This is a genomic window from uncultured Pigmentiphaga sp. (assembly GCF_937950555.1).
Lineage (GTDB): Bacteria > Pseudomonadota > Gammaproteobacteria > Burkholderiales > Burkholderiaceae_B > Pigmentiphaga.
In genome coordinates this window covers 134,677-151,100 of sequence record NZ_CALFCW010000030.1, presented here as the reverse complement: position 1 = coordinate 151,100, position 16,424 = coordinate 134,677, and the positions used below count along the sequence as shown (strand labels likewise).

Below are 16,424 nucleotides of genomic sequence, written 5' to 3'. Positions count from 1 at the left end.
CTTACTCGGCGGCCGGTGCAGGAGCCGCCTGCTGCTCGGCGACGGCCGGGGCGGGCGCCGGCGCGACGGCTTTCTTGCGAACCACGCGCTTGACAGCCGCCTTCTTCGCGGCAGGCTTGGCAGCCGGCTTGTCGGCCTTCTTCGCCTTGACAGCCTTCACGGCGGGCTTGGCTGCAGCCTTCTTGGCCGTAGCGGCCGTCGAAGCAGCCTTGGCTTTCTTGGCGGCAGGCTTCTTGTCTCCTGCCGCCACGACAGCCTTGGCCTCTTTCAATGCGGCCTTGACGGCTTTCTCGTAGAGGCTCACGCGTTGGGCAGCTTCCTTGCGGGCTTTCTCCGAACGCTCCAGCGCTTTCTTCGCGGCCTCGCCCAAGCGAGCGGCGGCGGCTTCCAACTTCAGCAACATGGCCGAGCCGGAAGCCTTGGCCGAGGCTTTCCTGGCGACCTTCGCGGCCGGCTTCTTGGCTGCGGGTTTGGCAGCCTTAACGGATTGCGATTTCTTAACCATATCGATCTCAAAAAGTCGAGGCCCGAAGTGTTAATGGCGGCCTGGACAATGTCAACCCTTTTGACGGCAAAACGGGCCGTGGCGAGGATTTATTGCGACAAACGACGGCTGTGCATCGCGTGGCCAGCATCGAGGATGGGTGCATGCCGGCATCGTTCGCTTGCCACGAAAAAAAACACGCCGCATCGCGGCGTGTTCCTCGGCGTCGTTCGGGACGGCGACGCTGCGTGCGGGCTAACCTCCGAGATAAGCCTCCACGAGGCGCTTGTCGCCGAGCAACGCCTGGCCGCTGCCCGACAGCGCGATGGAACCGGTCTCGAGCACATAGCCGCGATGCGCGATCTTGAGGGCCTGCCTAACGTTCTGTTCGACGAGGAAAATCGTCAAGCCTTGCCGGTTGATCTCGCGCAGGATGTGGAAGATCTCCTGGACGATGATCGGGGCCAGGCCCATCGAAGGCTCGTCGAGCAACAGCACCCGGGGCTTGGCCATCAGGGCGCGGCCGATGGCCAGCATTTGCTGTTCACCGCCCGACAGGTTGCCGGCCATGCCGTTCAGGCGCTCCTTCAAGCGCGGGAACAGCTCGAACACGCGGTCCAGGTCCGCGCCCACCTGTCCCTTGTCGCTTCGCGTATAGGCGCCAAGCTCGAGGTTTTCGCGCACGGTCATCGTCGTCAGGATGGCGCGGCCTTCGGCCACTTGCACGATGCCCCGCGAGACGATCTTGTGGGGCGCCCAGCGAGAGATGTCCTCGCCTTCGAACATGACCGTGCCCGCAGCCTTGGGCACGAGGCCGGACAACGCGAGCAAGGTGGTGGACTTGCCCGCGCCGTTGGCGCCCACGAGCGTCGTGATCTCGCCTTCGTTCAGTTCGAAGTCAATGCCCTTGACCGCGGCGATGTGGCCGTAAGAAACCTTCAGGCCGGAGACTTTGAGCAGCGGGTTCATGCTTGCGCCTCCTCCGTCGCATCGTCTTCGCGCCCGAGGTAGGCCTCGATCACCATGGGATTGGTGCGAATTTCCTCCGGCCTGCCTTCGGCGATGATGCGGCCGAAATTCAATACCGCGATGCGATCGCACAACCCCATCACGAAACGCATATCGTGTTCGATCATGAAAATGGTGTAACCCCGCGCCTTGATGTTTTCGATCTCGGCCATCAAGTCGACTTTTTCGCCGGTATTCATTCCGGCCACCGGTTCGTCCAGCAGCAATAGGCGCGGCTCCGTGGCAAGCGCCCGGGCCAGTTCCAGCTTGCGCTGGTCGCCGTACGAGAGATTGTCGGCCGTCTCGTGCGCCTTGTGGTCGAGCTTGACCCACGAGAGCAGCTCCAGCGCTCGTTCGCGCGCCCTGCGTTCCTGGCCGCGGAAGCCCGGTAGCGAGAGCAGCAGCCCGGCTGGGCCGTAGTCGAGGTGGCGGTGCATGCCCACCACGACGTTCTCGAGCAACGACATTTCCTTGAAGATGCGGATGTTCTGGAACGTGCGGGAAATGCCAAGGCGCGCGATCTGGTGTGGCTTGGCGCCGACCAGGTTGTGGCCGTCGAAGGTCATGCTGCCGCCGGAGGGCTCGAGCAACCCGGTGATCAGGTTGAACACCGTCGTCTTGCCAGCACCGTTAGGGCCGATCAGGCCGAAGATGGTACCCCGGGGGACCTCGATATTGACGTCCTGCAATACGTGCAGGCCGCCGAACTGTTTGGAAACGGATTGGAGTTTGAGCATGTCAGGCGCTCCGGCGGCGGAACCAGGTGCGCACCAAGGACGGATCCCAGATGCCCTTGGGCAGGAACAGGACGATCAGCACGAGGATCACGCCATTGATGACGAGCCGGAAATCGGCGAACCCACGCAGCACCTCCGGCAACAGCGTCAGGATGACGGCGCCGGCCACGGGGCCGGCCAGGCTGCCGATGCCGCCCAAGATGGTCATGGTCAAGATCTCGACACCCCGGTCGAAGCCGTACTCGTTGGGACCGATGAAAAAGGTCAGGTGCGCGTTCAGGGCACCAGCCAGGCCCGCCAGCAGTGCGCCCAGGACGAAGGCAAGCATCTTGGTGTTGGCCACGTCGATGCCCATCAGCCCCGCCGCGGTCTCGTCCTCCTTGATGGCTTCGAAGGCCCGGCCCACCTTGGAGCGGCGCAGCCGGTACAGTACCGCCAGCGCCAGCACGACGGCCAGCGCGATGTGCCACCACTCGGTAAGCTGGGGAATGCCGTTCAGGCCCAAGGCGCCGCCGGTCCAGGACTCGGTATTGAGAACCACGACGCGCACGACCTCGCCAAACCCGAGGGTAGCCATGGCCAGGTACACCCCCGAAAGGCGCAGCGTAGGCTTGCCGATGATGAACGCCACCACCATGGGCGCCGCCATGCCGCCCAGCAGCGCGACAGGGAAGGAGACCTCGTAATTCATCGTCAGGATGGAAGCCGTGTAGGCCCCGATACCCATGAACGCGGCGTTGGCCATCGCCAGCATGCCGCAGGACAGCGTCAGGTAGATGGACAAAGCCAGCAGCACGTTGGTGCCGACCGTCAGCACGAGGTTGCTGTAGATCGCCCAAAAATTGTCAAACCATTCCATTTTCTTTTTCGCCCCTTATGCCTTGCGTTCCAGCACTTTGCCGAACAAGCCCTGCGGACGAACGAGCAGGATCAGGAACAGCAGGCCGAAGGCTACCGCGTCGCGCATGGTAGACCCAACGTAGGCCACCGACAGCACCTCGGCGAAGCCCAGGAACAGCCCGCCTATCATGGCGCCGCGGATGTCCCCCATGCCGCCCAGGATGATGACCGCGATGCCTTTATGCAGCATGGGCTGCCCCATCAGGGGAAAGACCGCGTTGGAATACAGGCCGATCAGTACGCCGGCCACCCCGCCCAGCGCCGCGGCGACGAACGAGGTAAGCAGGAACAGCCCTTCGACGTTGATGCCGAGCAACGAGGCGGCCTTGGGCGATTCGGCGATGGCGCGCAGCGCCCGCCCGAGCTGGGTGCGCTTCATGACGACCATCAGCGCCGCCATCAGCGCGAACGACAGGAAGATGATGACCAACTCGATCACGGTCATGTGCAAGCCGGCGATCTCGATCGCGTCGTCTGGCACCAGACCTGCCGGGAAACGCATATTGGCCGCGCCATAGATTCCTTGCATGCCGCTGTTCAGGGCAATGGCGACGCCTATGGTGGCGATCATGGGAATCAGGTGTGGCGCATTGCGCTTGCGCAGGCGCTTGAGTATGAGCACGTCGATCAGCATCCCGACGATGCCACTACCCAGCGCTGCAGCGATGACGGCCGCCCACAGGGGCACTTCAAACTGGGAAACCAGCTGCAACGCCACGTAGGCACCGACCATGAATACGGCGCCGTGCGAAAGATTGATGACGCCCAGCACCCCGAACACCAGGGTGAAACCGAGGGCAAAAAGCGCATAAACGCACCCAAGCGAAAGTGCGTTCACGAGTTGCTGTTCTAGCATGCTCCCCCCTATGCGCTTCGCGGCCCCGTGCCGGGCGTCGTCGACCCGCCGTCGGCAGGCTGTCGGAAATGCGATGCCCCCTCTCGGGGCGGTCCGTCACGGACGGACCCATGCGCCCCCGGCCAAGTTTGCCCACGCGTCACGGGGCTGTCCATTGGGGCGAAGCAGCAAGGTTACGAGTGAAAAAACGGGCCAAAGCCCCTATCGATAATCACGAAGGGCGCGGGAGCCCCCGCGCCCTTCCGTGGGCCGCCCATGCAGGCGGGTTCCGGATGTTTACTTCTCGATGACGTAACGGCCATTGCGGGTGACCATCACGATGGGCTTCTGGACCGCATCGTAGCCACCGGGCTTGCCCCCGGCACCTTTGGCCTGGCGGAACTCGAACGCGCCGGTCGCGCCGACCGTCTTGACGTTCGGCAGCGCCGCTTGCAAAGCCTGGCGATCGTTCTGCACGTTGCCGGAGATATTCACTTTCTTCAGGGCCTCGGCCACGATATACATCGCATCGTAGGCCTGGGCGGCGAACTGGTCGGGCGCGATGTTGTATTTCTTCTTGTACGCGTTGATGAATTTGGTGTTCTCGGGCGTGGCGTTCTCGATCGACCAGGGGCTGCCCACCCAGAGACCGTCGGCCTTGTCCTTGGCAAGGTCAAAGATCTTGACCGAATTCATCCCATTGCCGCCGATGAACGGCACGTTCAGGCCGAGCTGGCGTGCCTGCACCATGATGGGAGCGCCTTCGGCGATCAGCGCCGAGAGCACCACGGCGTCGGGATTCGTCGCCTTGATCTTGGTGAGCTGGGCCTTGAAGTCGACGTCTCCCTTGGCAAAGGTCTCGGTGGTAGTCACCGGGATCTTCAGGTCTTCGAGCGCCTTCTTGAAATTGTCGTAGCCGCTCTTGGTGAAGACGTCGTCGTTGCCATAGAAGACCGCGACCTTCTTGACGTTGTTGTGCCGGGCCGCGACGCGGATGGTTTCGGGCAGCACGTCGGCTTCCGTCACCGAGTTGCGGAAAACATAATTGCCGATCGAGGTGATGCCGTCGGCCGTGTTGGACGTTCCAAACACCGGCGTCTTGGCGGCCTGGGCGATCGGATCGGCCGCCTGGGCCGAGTTCGACAGCGTGGGCCCGAAGATGAGCACGACGCGGTCTTGGAAAATCAGTTTCTTGAAGACGTTGATGGCCTCTTCTTTCTTGCCCTGTTCGTCTTCGATGACCAGCTTGATGGTGTTGCCGTTGACGCCACCCGCGGCATTGATTTCATCGGCTGCGAGCTGGAAGCCGTTGCGAATGGCGGCGCCGTACTGGCCTGCTCCGCCGGAGAGCGCGGCGGCCACGCCGATCTTGACCTCGGCGGCCTGCGCGAACGCGGCCGCGCCGAGGGCAGCCGCGACCACCAGCGATTGACTGAAAATGCGGTTCATAATTAATGTCCCTGAAGGTGTCGACTTTGCATAAAGGCCCACCGGGGATGAAGCACCACGGGGGCCGCATATACGCTCGACTTGGGGCAATATTCTACCTTTTCGGGCCATACCAGACGAGTCGAAGGGGTTTCCCGCTCCGGGAAGCGGCGCTTCGACTATGCTTGGCGACATTGCTCTCGCAACAGCGATTCGTTTCATCATGACCCCTTCTTACACGCCATCGCCGGATATTTCGCCCGAGTGGAACCTAGCTGAAATCGTCGAGCAACTCCGCGTCTCGAGGGAGATCGAGCACAAGATCCGTTACCTCGACCGGGTCCGCGAACTGCCCTCGCGCGAGGTGCTCGTCACCGTCATGGACGGACTTTCTGCCGCCCTCTTTCCCACGCACTATGGCCGGTGCAAGCTGACCGACGACAGCATCGACTATTTCGTCGGCAACACGTTGAACAACACGCTCAACCTGTTATGCGAGCAGGTCCGGCGCGCCCTGTATTTCTCCGAGCCGCCGGCGAACCACGACGCACAGGGCCTGCAGGCCAAGGCCATAGACATCACCCGTCGCTTCGCCGCCCAGCTCCCCGCCATCCGCGCCGTGCTGGTAAGCGACCTGCACGCCGCCTACCAGGGCGACCCCGCCGCAACGAGCATCTCGGAAATCCTGCTGTCCTATCCGGGCATCAAAGCCGTCACCCATTACCGGATGGCACATGCGATACACAAGCTCGGGGCGCCCTTCCTCGCGCGGCTCATATCGGACATCGCCCACTCTTCCACCGGCATCGACATCCACCCCGCCGCACAGATCGGGGCGAGTTTCTTCATCGATCACGGCACGGGCGTCGTAATCGGCGAAACCACCATCATCGGGGAACGGGTGCGCCTCTACCAGCACGTCACGCTGGGCGCCAAGCGCTTCCCCGCCGACCCGGACGGCAAGCTCACCAAGGGCATCCCCCGCCACCCCATCGTCGAAGACGACGTGGTGATCTACGCCGGCGCAACCATACTGGGACGCATCACCATCGGCAAAGGCTCTACCGTCGGCGGCAACGTCTGGCTGACCCAGAGCGTGCCGCCCGGCAGCAACGTCACGCAGGCGAAAAGCCGCGAGGACTAAACCCCAAACGCCCCCTTGCAGCGGGGCGTGCGCGACTGCCATGCCGTTCAATGGAACTCGGGAAACACCCGGCTGCCGTGCCCGAAAAACCTGCCGAGTTCCCGCGCGAGCTCGTTGAGCGCCGCCATTTCCTCGGGCAGGATGCTGCGGGCCAATTCCGCCTTGTTCCAATCGCCGTAGATCAATGCCACCGTATCCTTTCCCGCGCGTACCGGCAGCAGCACGAAAGCGTGGGAATCGGGAACGGCATCCCTGAACCAGTGGGGAATGTGCACGCTGAACTTGGGATCGCTGGCATTCTCGATGAAGATGCCCACCGAATTCGTAATGGCCAGGTGAAAGACGTCCACCGAGAATACTTCGTTGAAGCGCAGCTGGGGAAGCAGCTGCTCGACGCCGCGGCCGAAGCCCAGCCGGGCTTCGAAAGCGTGGCGCCGCGGATCGCGCACGAACACGATGGTGCGCGAAAAGCGCATGCCCGCGAGCATGGCTTCGGACGCCATGGCGAGTACCGGCCCCAGGTCGTGCTCGGAGGGTAGCGAGCGCAGCTCGTATATGCCTTGCCGCAGCGTGCGTTCGGCATTGTGGGGAAGGCCGTGACAGGATTCGGCGTGCAGGTCGTCGATTTCCTGGATGAGTTGGCTGGCGCGCTCGCGGGTCAATTGCTCCATGGTGTCGTACAAGGAGCCGGGCGGTAGCGACAGCACGCCCGCGTAGCGCTGCACCGTTTCACGCATGCGCCGTTCGCGCAGCGCGATGTCGCCGCCCGCGATGGTCATGCTGCGCGACATCTGGACCGAAAACGTCGCCACGGCCTGCATCCAGCGTTCCCGCTCCAGCGCAGCCCCCGGGTCGAGCTGCACCGACTCCGGATCGAACGGCTGCATGCCTTGCCGGATCACGGCCGGCAGCCCCCATCGCTCCGCGGCATCCTCGCCGAGCGCCTCGAAGTTGACGCCCAGCACTTCCACCGCGACCTCGTCTTCGGTGCAGCCGCGTGCGAGCGCAAGCTCCCGGATGCAGGTCCACTCGTGTTCCAGGTAGAAAATGCAAAGCAGCTTGCCGAGCTGGCGCATCAGCGTGCAGACCACCGTCTCCTCGGCGGTCCGCACATCGTGCAGCTCGCAGACCTTACGGGCCACGCAGCCGGCCAGCATTGCGCGATTCAGTTCCAGCTTCGCATCGAGCCGCTGCAGTTGGAGATGAGACTGCTGGAAGTGGTCCACCAGCTTGAGCCCCAGCACGAGGTGCCCCACCGCCTCCATGCCGAGCACCACGAGCGCGCGCGACACCGTCGTGATGTTGCCGCCAAAGGCCATGTACATCGCGGAGTTCGCCAGGCGGATGACGCGCTGGGTCAAGGTGAAATCGGAGAGGACGATGTGGACCAGCGGCGTGATGTCGGCGTTATCCGCCTGCATGGCGGAAATCGTGGCGCGCAGGGAGTCGGAAAGCAAGGGGAAATCCCCGCGTTCGTTGATGCGCGACCACAGCTTGCGTGTCAGGCCTTGGCCTGGATCTTTATCCTGCATCGCGACCGTCCGAAATCAGCACTCCAGGGGCAACAACTCGCCCGCTTCGAACTTGCGCGTGAGCTCATTGATCGGCAGCGCCTTGCACACCAGCCAACCCTGGATCAGATCGCAGCCGCTTGATAGCAGCAGATTCTTCTGTTCCTCCGTTTCCACGCCTTCGGCCACGAGCGACAACCCCAAGGTACGGGCAAGCCCTACGATGGCGGCCACGATGGCCTGGTCGTTGCGTGAAACGGGTAGATCGCTGATGAAGCGGCGGTCGATCTTGAGGGCAGCCAGCGGGAAGCTCTGCAAATAGGCCAGGCTGGAATAACCCGTGCCGAAGTCGTCCACGGCGAACCGGACGCCGAGGTCGGTCAACTCTTCCAGCAGCTCCTTGGCGTGATCCGGATCCTCCATCAGCACGCTTTCCGTGATTTCGAGGATGATGCGCCGGGGCGCAAGCCCGGTCAGCTTGAACGCTTCACGCACGATGGCCGGAAAGCGCTTGTCGCGGAACTGCTGCGCCGAGACGTTGACCGTCGCATATTGCAGGTGGATGCCCCGGGCATCCCATTGCATGAGCTGCATGCAGGTATTCTTGAGCGCCCAGCCGCCGAGGAAATTAATGAGGCCGGCCGACTCAGCCAGGGAGATGAAGATCTCGGGCGAAACGGCTCCCAGTACCGGGTGATGCCAGCGCATCAGCGCCTCGATTCCGGCGACCCGGCCGCTGCGGGCGTCGACGATGGGCTGGTAATACAGCGAGAACTCGCCATTGCGGATGCCGCTGTGCAGATCGGACTCGAGCCGGAGCGTGTCGGGCCGGCTGCCCGCCGGGCGGCGCTCATAGAACGCAAAGCTATAGCCGCGGTTGCGCCCAGCCAGGGCTAGCGCTTCGTCCACGTGGTTCAGCAGCTGGTCCGTGTCGTTGACGGGATCGGGAAAAATCGCGGCGCCGATCCGGACCGACAGCTGGAGGGTCTGCCCGTCATGGGAGTAAGGCCGCTGGATGGCGTCGGAAACCCGGCGGGCAAAAGCTTCGACGTAGTTGCGGTCGGGCACGTCGCGCAACAGGATCAGGAAGGCGTCGCTGTAGCACCGGGCGACGAAGTCCCGGCCTTGGCATGCGTTCTTCAGGCGCAAGGCCGTTTCGTGCAGGATGCGGTCGCCGACCTCGTAGCCGAAAGCCTGGTTCACCCGATAAAACTCGTCGATGTCCACCTGCAGCAGCGCCACCCGGCCGCCCTTGGCCAGCGCCTCGCGCTTGGCGCGCTCTATCTCGTGACGCGCCGACGCGAGGTTGTCCAGGCCCGTGAGCACGTCGTGGTGCATGGCATACGTCAGGCACTGCTCATTGTCGGCCCAGGCCGAGACGTCGTGCCCGACCACCATCAGCTGGCCGGGCACGGCAGCGTCCGGCGAAATGCGCAGCTCCACCAGGCGCGGATAGGTCAGCGTCTTGACCAGGTGCAGCGTGCACTTCTGGACCTCTGCGGTCTGCACGGCTTGGCGCAGGCAAGCATCGAGCAGCGGAGCGTCTTCCGGGGGAACCAGATCGCGGAGCGTGATGTGGGGCAGGTATTCGCGGTGATAGCCGATGAAAGCGAGCCCCGGGGTGGAAATGTGGAGAAACCGTCCCTGCTCGTCGATGCGCGCGAAAAAATCAATGACCTGCTCGAAAGAAGCGGTCGAATCGACATCGGCGCGGACGTGGTCTAGGGTGTCAAGTCGCATGAAGGGACGGCTCGGGCAGATCCGGAGCCACGCTTGGCCGCAGGGGAGCCACTCTGCGGCTAACGTACTCGTACCGGTATTAACGGCACCCTCCCCCCAAAATTGAGAGAGGATTCGCGCCGAAAAGGCCCCATTTCCCCCGTTTCCTCCGGCTTCTCCCCACCGGTCGCACCCGGGGCGACGCGTCCGGCCAGCGCCGCATCCTACACGAGGACGGCGCAGGGCCAAAGAAAACCCTTATTGGATGAAAGGTATAGAGAGAAGAGAAGGGCATGGACTTATATCGTATATAAACGATATAAAATTCGTGCTCAATCGATATTCGGACATCCCTTATCCGGACTCATCCACCATGCCAACGCTATTCGATCCCATCACGGCAGGCGACCTGCACCTCGCCAACCGCATCGTCATGGCACCCCTGACCCGCAATCGCTCTCCGGGCGCGGTCCCCCAACCCATGACGGCTACCTATTACGCCCAGCGGGCGACCGCGGGCCTGCTGATCACCGAGGCCACGGCCATCAGCCAGCAAGCCCAGGGCTACGCGGACGTGCCGGGCCTGTACGCCGAAGCCCAGATAGCGGGCTGGCGCCGCGTCACCGAAGCCGTACATGCGGCCGGGGGCAAGATCGTGGTGCAGTTGTGGCACGTGGGACGCATTTCTCACGCCTCGCTGCAACCCGGCGGCGGGGCGCCGGTCGCGCCTTCGGCGATTCGCGCCAATGCCAAGACGTATTTGATCGGCCCGGAAGGCGGGGGATTCGTGCCCACTTCGGAGCCCCGGGCGCTGCGCCTGGAGGAGCTGCCGGGCATCGTGGCCGACTACCGGCGCGCCGCCCGGGCCGCCATCGACGCCGGCTTTGACGGCGTCGAGCTGCATGCCGCCAACGGCTACCTGATCGACCAGTTCCTGCGTTCGGGCAGCAATCGCCGCGAGGACGCCTATGGCGGCTCGATCGAGAACCGCGCCCGCCTGCTGATCGAGGTGCTCGACGCCATCACGGCGGAAATCGGGGGCGGCCGCACCGGCGTCCGCATCTCGCCCGTCACCCCGACCAACGACGCATCCGACCCGCAGCCGCAGCCGCTGTTCGAATACGTCGCCCGCAGGCTGGCAGGCTACGGACTCGCGTACGTCCACGTCATTGAAGGCGCGACGGGCGGCGCGCGGGACCATCGGCAAGGCGACGCGCCGTTCGACTACGCGGCCTTGAAAGCGGCCTATCGCGACGCCGGCGGCAAAGGCGCCTGGATGGTGAACAACGGCTATGACCGTGCCATGGCCAGCGACGCTGTGGAAACAGGAACCGCCGACCTCGTGGCATTCGGCAAGCTGTTCATCGCCAACCCGGACCTCGTGCGCAGGTTCCGCGAGAACGCGCCGCTCAACGCGCCCGACCCGACCACTTTCTACGGCGGCACGGAGCGCGGGTATACGGACTACCCGACCCTGGACTGACGGTCGGCGGAATCAAGGTTCCTTGCGCGCGGGCGGGGCGAGGGTTCGTCCCGCCCGCAGTGAAATCCCCCCTCCCCCCGCTTCGCCGATGGGTGCATACTTGGACCGGTCCGCGGCGCCTGGCGCGCAGGACTTGGCCAACCACAGAAGGAAGCCCCGATGAAGCACATGTTCCCCGCGGCCGCGTTGATCGGCGGCTTGTTCATCGCGGCCGGCGCCGGCGCGCAGGAGCAGATCGTCAGGATCGGGCACGTCGGTCCGATCACGGGACCTGACGCCCATATGGGCAAGGACAACGAGAACGGTGCCCGCATGGCAATCGAAGCGCTCAACGCCCGCGGGATCAAGCTGGCGGGCAGGCCAATCCGCTTTCAGCTGCAGGCCGAGGACGACGCGGCGGATCCCAAGCAAGCCACCGCCGCCGCCACGAAACTGGTGGACGCCCGGGTCGCCGCCGTCATCGGGCACTTGAACTCGGGCACGACCATTCCGGCTTCGAAGATCTACGCGGACGCCGGTATTCCGCAGGTCTCGCCCTCGGCCACCAATCCTAAGTACACCCAGCAGGGCTTCAAGACCGCCTTCCGCGTGGTTGCGAACGACGCGCAGCTGGGGTATGTGCTTGGCCAATATGCCGTCAAGACGCTCAACGCGAAGAACATCGCCATCATCGACGACCGAACCGCGTACGGGCAGGGGGTGGCCGAGGAATTCGCCAAGGGCGTCAAGGCGGCTGGCGGCAAGATCGTGTCTAACCAGTACACCAACAACAAGGCCACCGATTTCAACGCCATTCTCACCGCGATCAAGGCGCGGCGCCCCGATGTCGTGTTCTTCGGCGGCATGGACGCGGTCGGCGGGCCGATGCTGCGCCAAATGAAGCAGCTCGGGATCACTGCCAAGTTCATGGGCGGAGACGGCATATGCACCGGTTCGCTGCCGGGGTTGGCGGGCGCCGGGCTGGGCGAGGAACAGGTGGTCTGCGCCGAAGCGGGTGGCGTGCCCGAGTCCGAAAAACGAGGCATGGAAGACTTCCGGGCTGCGTACAAGAAACGCTACGGCATCGACGTCGTCTATAACGCCGCCTACGCCTACGACGCAACGCTGGCCGTGGCCGCCGCGATGCAAAAGGCCGACTCTTGGGAACCGGCGAAATACCTGCCCGAGCTGGCCAAGATCCAATACAAGGGCATCACGGGCAACATTGCGTTCGACGAAAAGGGCGACCTGAAAGACGGCACCCTCACTCTCTATACCTACAAAGGCGGCAAGCGCACGGCGCTGGCCGTCACCAAGTAGAGGCCTCGCCGGCGCTCACTCTTCACCGAGGTAAGCCGACCGCACGCGGGGATCATCGAGCATCTCGGAGGCCGGGCCGGACATGACGATGACGCCCGACTCCATCACGTATCCCCGGTGCGCGGCCTGCAGCGCCAGGCGCGCGTTCTGCTCCACGAGCAAGATGGTCACGCCTTGCGCGGAAACGTCCCGGATGACCTCGAATATCCTCTCCACCATGAGCGGCGCCAGGCCCATGGACGGTTCGTCCAGCAGGAGCAGGCGCGGACGGCACATCAAGGCGCGGGCAATGGCGAGCATCTGCTGCTCCCCGCCCGAGAGCTCGCCCGCCATTTGCGAAGACCGTTCCTTCAGGCGAGGGAACACGGCATACCACCGTTCGATGTCCTCGGCGACCTGCCGCTTGTCGGAAATGGTATAGGCGCCCATCAGCAGGTTCTCGCGCACGCTCATGCGGGCAAACACGCCCCGCCCTTCAGGCACCATGGCCAGCTTGCGCTCGAGCAGCTGGAATGACTTCAACCCTTTCAAGGGCTGGCCAAAATATTCGATCCGACCCTCGACCCGGCTGCCCGGCAGCGTACCGGTAATGGCCTTGAGCGTGGTCGTCTTGCCCGCACCGTTGGCGCCGATCAGGGCCACCAACTCGCCTTCGCCCACATCCAGAGACACCCCCTTGAGTGCCTGGATCCCGCCATACGCGACGCGCAAATCGCGAACGGTCAAGACATTGGCTGTCGTCGCTCCACCGCTCAATGACTGGCTCCCAAATAGGCGGCAATGACTGCCGCATCCCTCTGCACTTCGGCTGGCGTCCCTTCGGCAATGACCTTGCCGTAATCGAGCACGGTGATGCGATCGCACAATCCCATCACGAGCTTGACGTCGTGTTCGATCAGCAAGATGGTGCGCCCCTCGGCGCGTATGCGATGCAGCAGATCTCGGAGCGCCAGCTTTTCGGTCGGATTCATGCCCGCCGCCGGCTCGTCGAGCGCCAGCAGCAGCGGGTCGGTCGCGAGCGCCCGCGCGATCTCCAGGCGACGCTGGTCACCGTATGACAGGTGGCGGGCGGTGCGGCCCGCATAATGGCCGATGCCCACGAAGACGAGCAGCTCCTGTGCCCGCGCACGTATCGCAGCCTCTTCCTCGCGCGCCGCGCGATGCCTGAATACCGCGCCGAACACGCCCTGCGACGTCCTCACGTGACGCCCCACCATGACGTTCTCGAGCGCGGTCATGTCGCCGAACAGCCGTATGTTCTGGAAGGTGCGGGCGATGCCGGCCTTAGCCACGAGATAGGGAGCGGACGGCGTATAAGGAGTACCTTGCAATTCAAACCGCCCCGCATCGGGCCGGTAGAGCCCGGTGATGACGTTGAAGAACGTGGTCTTGCCCGCGCCGTTCGGTCCGATCAAGCCGTAGATCTGCCCCGGCATGATGCGCAGCCCGACGCCAGACAATGCCTGCAGCCCGCCGAAGCGCTTGCTGGCACCGACCACCGACAACAGCGGAACGCCGTTATTCCCCGCGACCGGGGCTGCCCCTTGGCTCATGCCTTCACCTCTCCCACGGGTTCGCCGCCGTGCGGGTGGTCTGCCTCGGGCCTGTCTTCCGGCCGGGGCGACGGCCACAGCCCAGCGGGCCGGGCGAGCATGATCAGCACCATGGCCAGCCCATACAGCAGTTGACGCATGACCTCGGCATCAACCCAGACCCGGCCGAACAACTCCTGCTGCAAGGGCTCCACGGCATGGCGCAGCACTTCCGGGAGGGCCGCCAGCAACACCCCCCCCAGCACGACGCCGGGGATGTGCCCGATGCCGCCCAAGACGACCATGGCCAGCACCGCGATGGACTCGGTCAGGGAGAAGGACTCGGGGGAAACGAATCCCTGGAACGCGGCGAACATGGCTCCCGCCACGCCGCCGAACGTAGCGCCCATCGCAAACGCCAGCAGCTTGACGTTGCGGGTATTGATCCCCATGGCCGCCGCGGCGACCTCGTCCTCGCGCAGCGCGATCCAGGCGCGGCCCAGGCGGGAATCCTGCAGGCGCACCGAGATGAAAATGGTCAAGGCACAGAACACAAGAAACAGGAAATAGTAGGCATTGACCGAAGGAATGCCCCAGCCCCCGATGTACACCGTCGACCCCGAGCCGGCCTCGCCGGCCAGCGAAATGCCGAAGATCCGCACCGGGTCGATCATGTTGATGCCCTGCGGGCCGTTGGTGATGTTCACCGGGCCATTCAGGTTATTCAGGAAAATGCGAATGATTTCCCCGAAGCCCAAGGTGACGATGGCCAGGTAATCGCCTCTTAGCTTGAGCGTCGGCGCGCCTAGTATGACCCCGAACACGCCGGCCAGCAGCGCCGAAAGCGGAACGATGATCCAGAGCGATAAATGGATGCCTTCCTGGACGACCCGTGGGCCGCACAACCGGACCAGGATCTCGCCGACGGCCGGGTAGGTGCTCGCGAACGACTCGATCACGGCGGCGAACTGCGGGGATGCGAACAGTCCCGCCGTATAGGCGCCGATGGCGTAGAAGGCGATATACCCCAGGTCCAGCAGGCCGGCGAAGCCGACCACGATGTTCAGCCCCAATGCCAGCATGATGTAGAGCAACGCCACGTCGGCGATGCGGACCCAGGAATTGCCGAACTGGCTGGCCACGAAGGGAAAAACCAGCACCACCGCGACCAGGGCGAACAGCGATGCGCGCACCCGGCGCGGATCGCGGGCGGAAGAAAAAAAGCGCATTCCCCTTCCCCCCTCAGGCACGGTCGGCCACGCGCTCGCCCATGATGCCCGCCGGGCGTAGCGTCAGCACCGCGACCAAGACGATGAAGGCAAAGATGTCTTGGTAGTGGCTGCCCAGGAAGCCGGCGGTCAGGTCTCCGACGTAGCCTGCCCCGAGGCTTTCGATCAGGCCCAGCAGAACGCCGCCCAGCATCGCCCCGTAAATATTCCCGATGCCGCCGAGCACCGCCGCCGAAAAGGCCTTCAGCCCGGGGACAAACCCCATCGCGAACTGCGTCGTGGAGTAATTCGCCGCCCACATTACGCCCGCGATCGCAGCCAACGCGGCGCCGATGGCGAACGTGGCAACGATGATCTTGTTCGTGTCCACGCCCATCAGGCCCGCCACGCGCGGATTCTCGGCCGTGGCCCGCATCGCGCGCCCCAGCCGCGTGCGCTCCACCACCAATGCGAGGCAGGCCATGGCGGCCACCGCCAGCACGAGCAGCAATATCTGCGTATGGGAAATCAACGCCCCGGCGATTTCGACCGGCTCGGGGGACAGCAGCTGCGGAAACGGGATCGGGCTCCGGCCCCAGATCATCATGGCGATGGTCTGGAGCAGGATGGAAACCCCGATCGCGGTAATCAAGGGCGCCAGGCGAGGCGCGTTGCGCAGGCGTCGGTAGGCGACGCGTTCGATCACCAAGCTCACCGCCACGCACACCGGGACGGCACCGGCGATCGCCAAGGCCAGTTGAACGCCGCCGGGCAGGCCGGGGGCAACGCTCTCGAGCGCGCGCAGGAGCGTCAGCCCGGTCATGGCACCGACCATCAGGATTTCCCCATGGGCGAAATTGATGAGGTTCAGGACGCCATAGACCATGGTGTAACCGATTGCGATCAGCGCATACATGGCGCCCAGCACCAACCCGTTGATGATTTGCTGGAGAAATATGTCCATGAAGCGGTGATCTCCCGAAATGCCCCGAACGCCGACAAGCCACTCCGCCTGGCCACGCCGGCTGCAACCAGCACGATAGTGGCGTTTTTGGCACGATCTCGTCAACACCGGGCGTGCGCCGCACCGGCGTAGTTCGCGGCACGCAATGAACGTACAATCCTTGGCTATCGTC

Annotated in this window: 15 protein-coding genes; 3 read left to right on the top strand and 12 right to left on the bottom strand. The window is 64.2% G+C overall.

Going from position 1 to position 16,424, the window contains the following annotated elements; translation table 11 throughout:
* Window position 1 precedes the first annotated feature (1 nt).
* The 6 genes from Q0319_RS07315 to Q0319_RS07290 all read right to left on the bottom strand — a co-directional run bounded on the left by Q0319_RS07315 (window position 2) and on the right by Q0319_RS07290 (window position 5,413).
* A complete protein-coding gene (locus Q0319_RS07315) occupies window positions 2-505 on the bottom strand; it encodes a histone (protein WP_296465257.1) in 504 nt (167 codons plus the stop codon).
* A 234-nt stretch (window positions 506-739) separates the two neighbouring features.
* Window positions 740-1,453: an ABC transporter ATP-binding protein gene (locus tag Q0319_RS07310; protein ID WP_296465254.1), complete on the bottom strand. Its 714-nt coding sequence runs from the start codon at window positions 1,451-1,453 to the stop codon at window positions 740-742.
* Complete coding sequence (locus tag Q0319_RS07305; protein WP_296465251.1) at window positions 1,450-2,229, bottom strand: ABC transporter ATP-binding protein; 780 nt, start codon at window positions 2,227-2,229, stop codon at window positions 1,450-1,452. The genes Q0319_RS07310 and Q0319_RS07305 overlap by 4 nt, the downstream gene beginning before the upstream one ends.
* A 1-nt stretch (window position 2,230) precedes the next feature.
* On the bottom strand, window positions 2,231-3,088 hold the full coding sequence (locus Q0319_RS07300) for a branched-chain amino acid ABC transporter permease (RefSeq protein ID WP_296465247.1): 858 nt from the start codon (window positions 3,086-3,088) through the stop codon (window positions 2,231-2,233).
* Between the two features lie 15 nt (window positions 3,089-3,103).
* Window positions 3,104-3,985, bottom strand: coding sequence for a branched-chain amino acid ABC transporter permease (locus Q0319_RS07295; RefSeq protein ID WP_296465244.1), 882 nt, complete (start codon window positions 3,983-3,985; stop codon window positions 3,104-3,106).
* 276 nt (window positions 3,986-4,261) lie between these two features.
* Window positions 4,262-5,413 (bottom strand): ABC transporter substrate-binding protein, encoded by a 1,152-nt coding sequence (locus Q0319_RS07290; RefSeq protein WP_296465242.1) that lies wholly within the window; start codon window positions 5,411-5,413, stop codon window positions 4,262-4,264.
* A 202-nt stretch (window positions 5,414-5,615) separates the two neighbouring features.
* On the opposite strand from Q0319_RS07290, the gene epsC reads away from it, so the two are divergent.
* The gene (gene epsC, locus Q0319_RS07285) at window positions 5,616-6,536 is read left to right on the top strand and encodes a serine O-acetyltransferase EpsC (protein ID WP_296465239.1); all 921 of its coding nucleotides are present in this window, start codon (window positions 5,616-5,618) and stop codon (window positions 6,534-6,536) included.
* A gap of 47 nt (window positions 6,537-6,583) precedes the next feature.
* On the opposite strand, the gene Q0319_RS07280 is transcribed toward epsC, so the two are convergent.
* The gene (locus tag Q0319_RS07280; RefSeq protein WP_299451577.1) at window positions 6,584-8,068 is read right to left on the bottom strand and encodes an HDOD domain-containing protein; all 1,485 of its coding nucleotides are present in this window, start codon (window positions 8,066-8,068) and stop codon (window positions 6,584-6,586) included.
* Between the two features lie 15 nt (window positions 8,069-8,083).
* Entirely contained in the window at window positions 8,084-9,787 is a 1,704-nt protein-coding gene (locus tag Q0319_RS07275; protein ID WP_299451575.1) for an EAL domain-containing protein, read from the bottom strand.
* A gap of 352 nt (window positions 9,788-10,139) precedes the next feature.
* Between Q0319_RS07275 and Q0319_RS07270 the strand changes: the two genes are divergently transcribed.
* Both Q0319_RS07270 and Q0319_RS07265 read left to right on the top strand, forming a co-directional pair.
* Entirely contained in the window at window positions 10,140-11,249 is a 1,110-nt protein-coding gene (locus Q0319_RS07270) for an alkene reductase (protein WP_296465230.1), read from the top strand.
* A gap of 168 nt (window positions 11,250-11,417) precedes the next feature.
* Window positions 11,418-12,548 carry a branched-chain amino acid ABC transporter substrate-binding protein gene (locus Q0319_RS07265; protein ID WP_296465262.1) on the top strand — a complete coding sequence of 377 codons (1,131 nt, stop codon included), beginning with the start codon at window positions 11,418-11,420 and terminating at the stop codon, window positions 12,546-12,548.
* A 15-nt stretch (window positions 12,549-12,563) separates the two neighbouring features.
* Here Q0319_RS07265 and Q0319_RS07260 read toward each other — a convergent pair whose 3' ends face one another.
* From Q0319_RS07260 to Q0319_RS07245, 4 genes are read right to left on the bottom strand one after another with little or no spacing between them, the layout of a single operon-like run.
* Entirely contained in the window at window positions 12,564-13,274 is a 711-nt protein-coding gene (locus tag Q0319_RS07260; protein ID WP_296465226.1) for an ABC transporter ATP-binding protein, read from the bottom strand.
* Window positions 13,275-13,300: 26 nt separating this feature from the next.
* Window positions 13,301-14,101 carry an ABC transporter ATP-binding protein gene (locus tag Q0319_RS07255; RefSeq protein ID WP_299451572.1) on the bottom strand — a complete coding sequence of 267 codons (801 nt, stop codon included), beginning with the start codon at window positions 14,099-14,101 and terminating at the stop codon, window positions 13,301-13,303.
* Window positions 14,098-15,309 carry an ABC transporter ATP-binding protein gene (locus Q0319_RS07250; RefSeq protein ID WP_296465219.1) on the bottom strand — a complete coding sequence of 404 codons (1,212 nt, stop codon included), beginning with the start codon at window positions 15,307-15,309 and terminating at the stop codon, window positions 14,098-14,100. Before Q0319_RS07250 ends, Q0319_RS07255 begins: the two co-directional genes overlap by 4 nt.
* Window positions 15,310-15,322: 13 nt before the next feature.
* Window positions 15,323-16,252 carry a branched-chain amino acid ABC transporter permease gene (locus Q0319_RS07245; RefSeq protein WP_296465217.1) on the bottom strand — a complete coding sequence of 310 codons (930 nt, stop codon included), beginning with the start codon at window positions 16,250-16,252 and terminating at the stop codon, window positions 15,323-15,325.
* Window positions 16,253-16,424 lie beyond the last annotated feature (172 nt).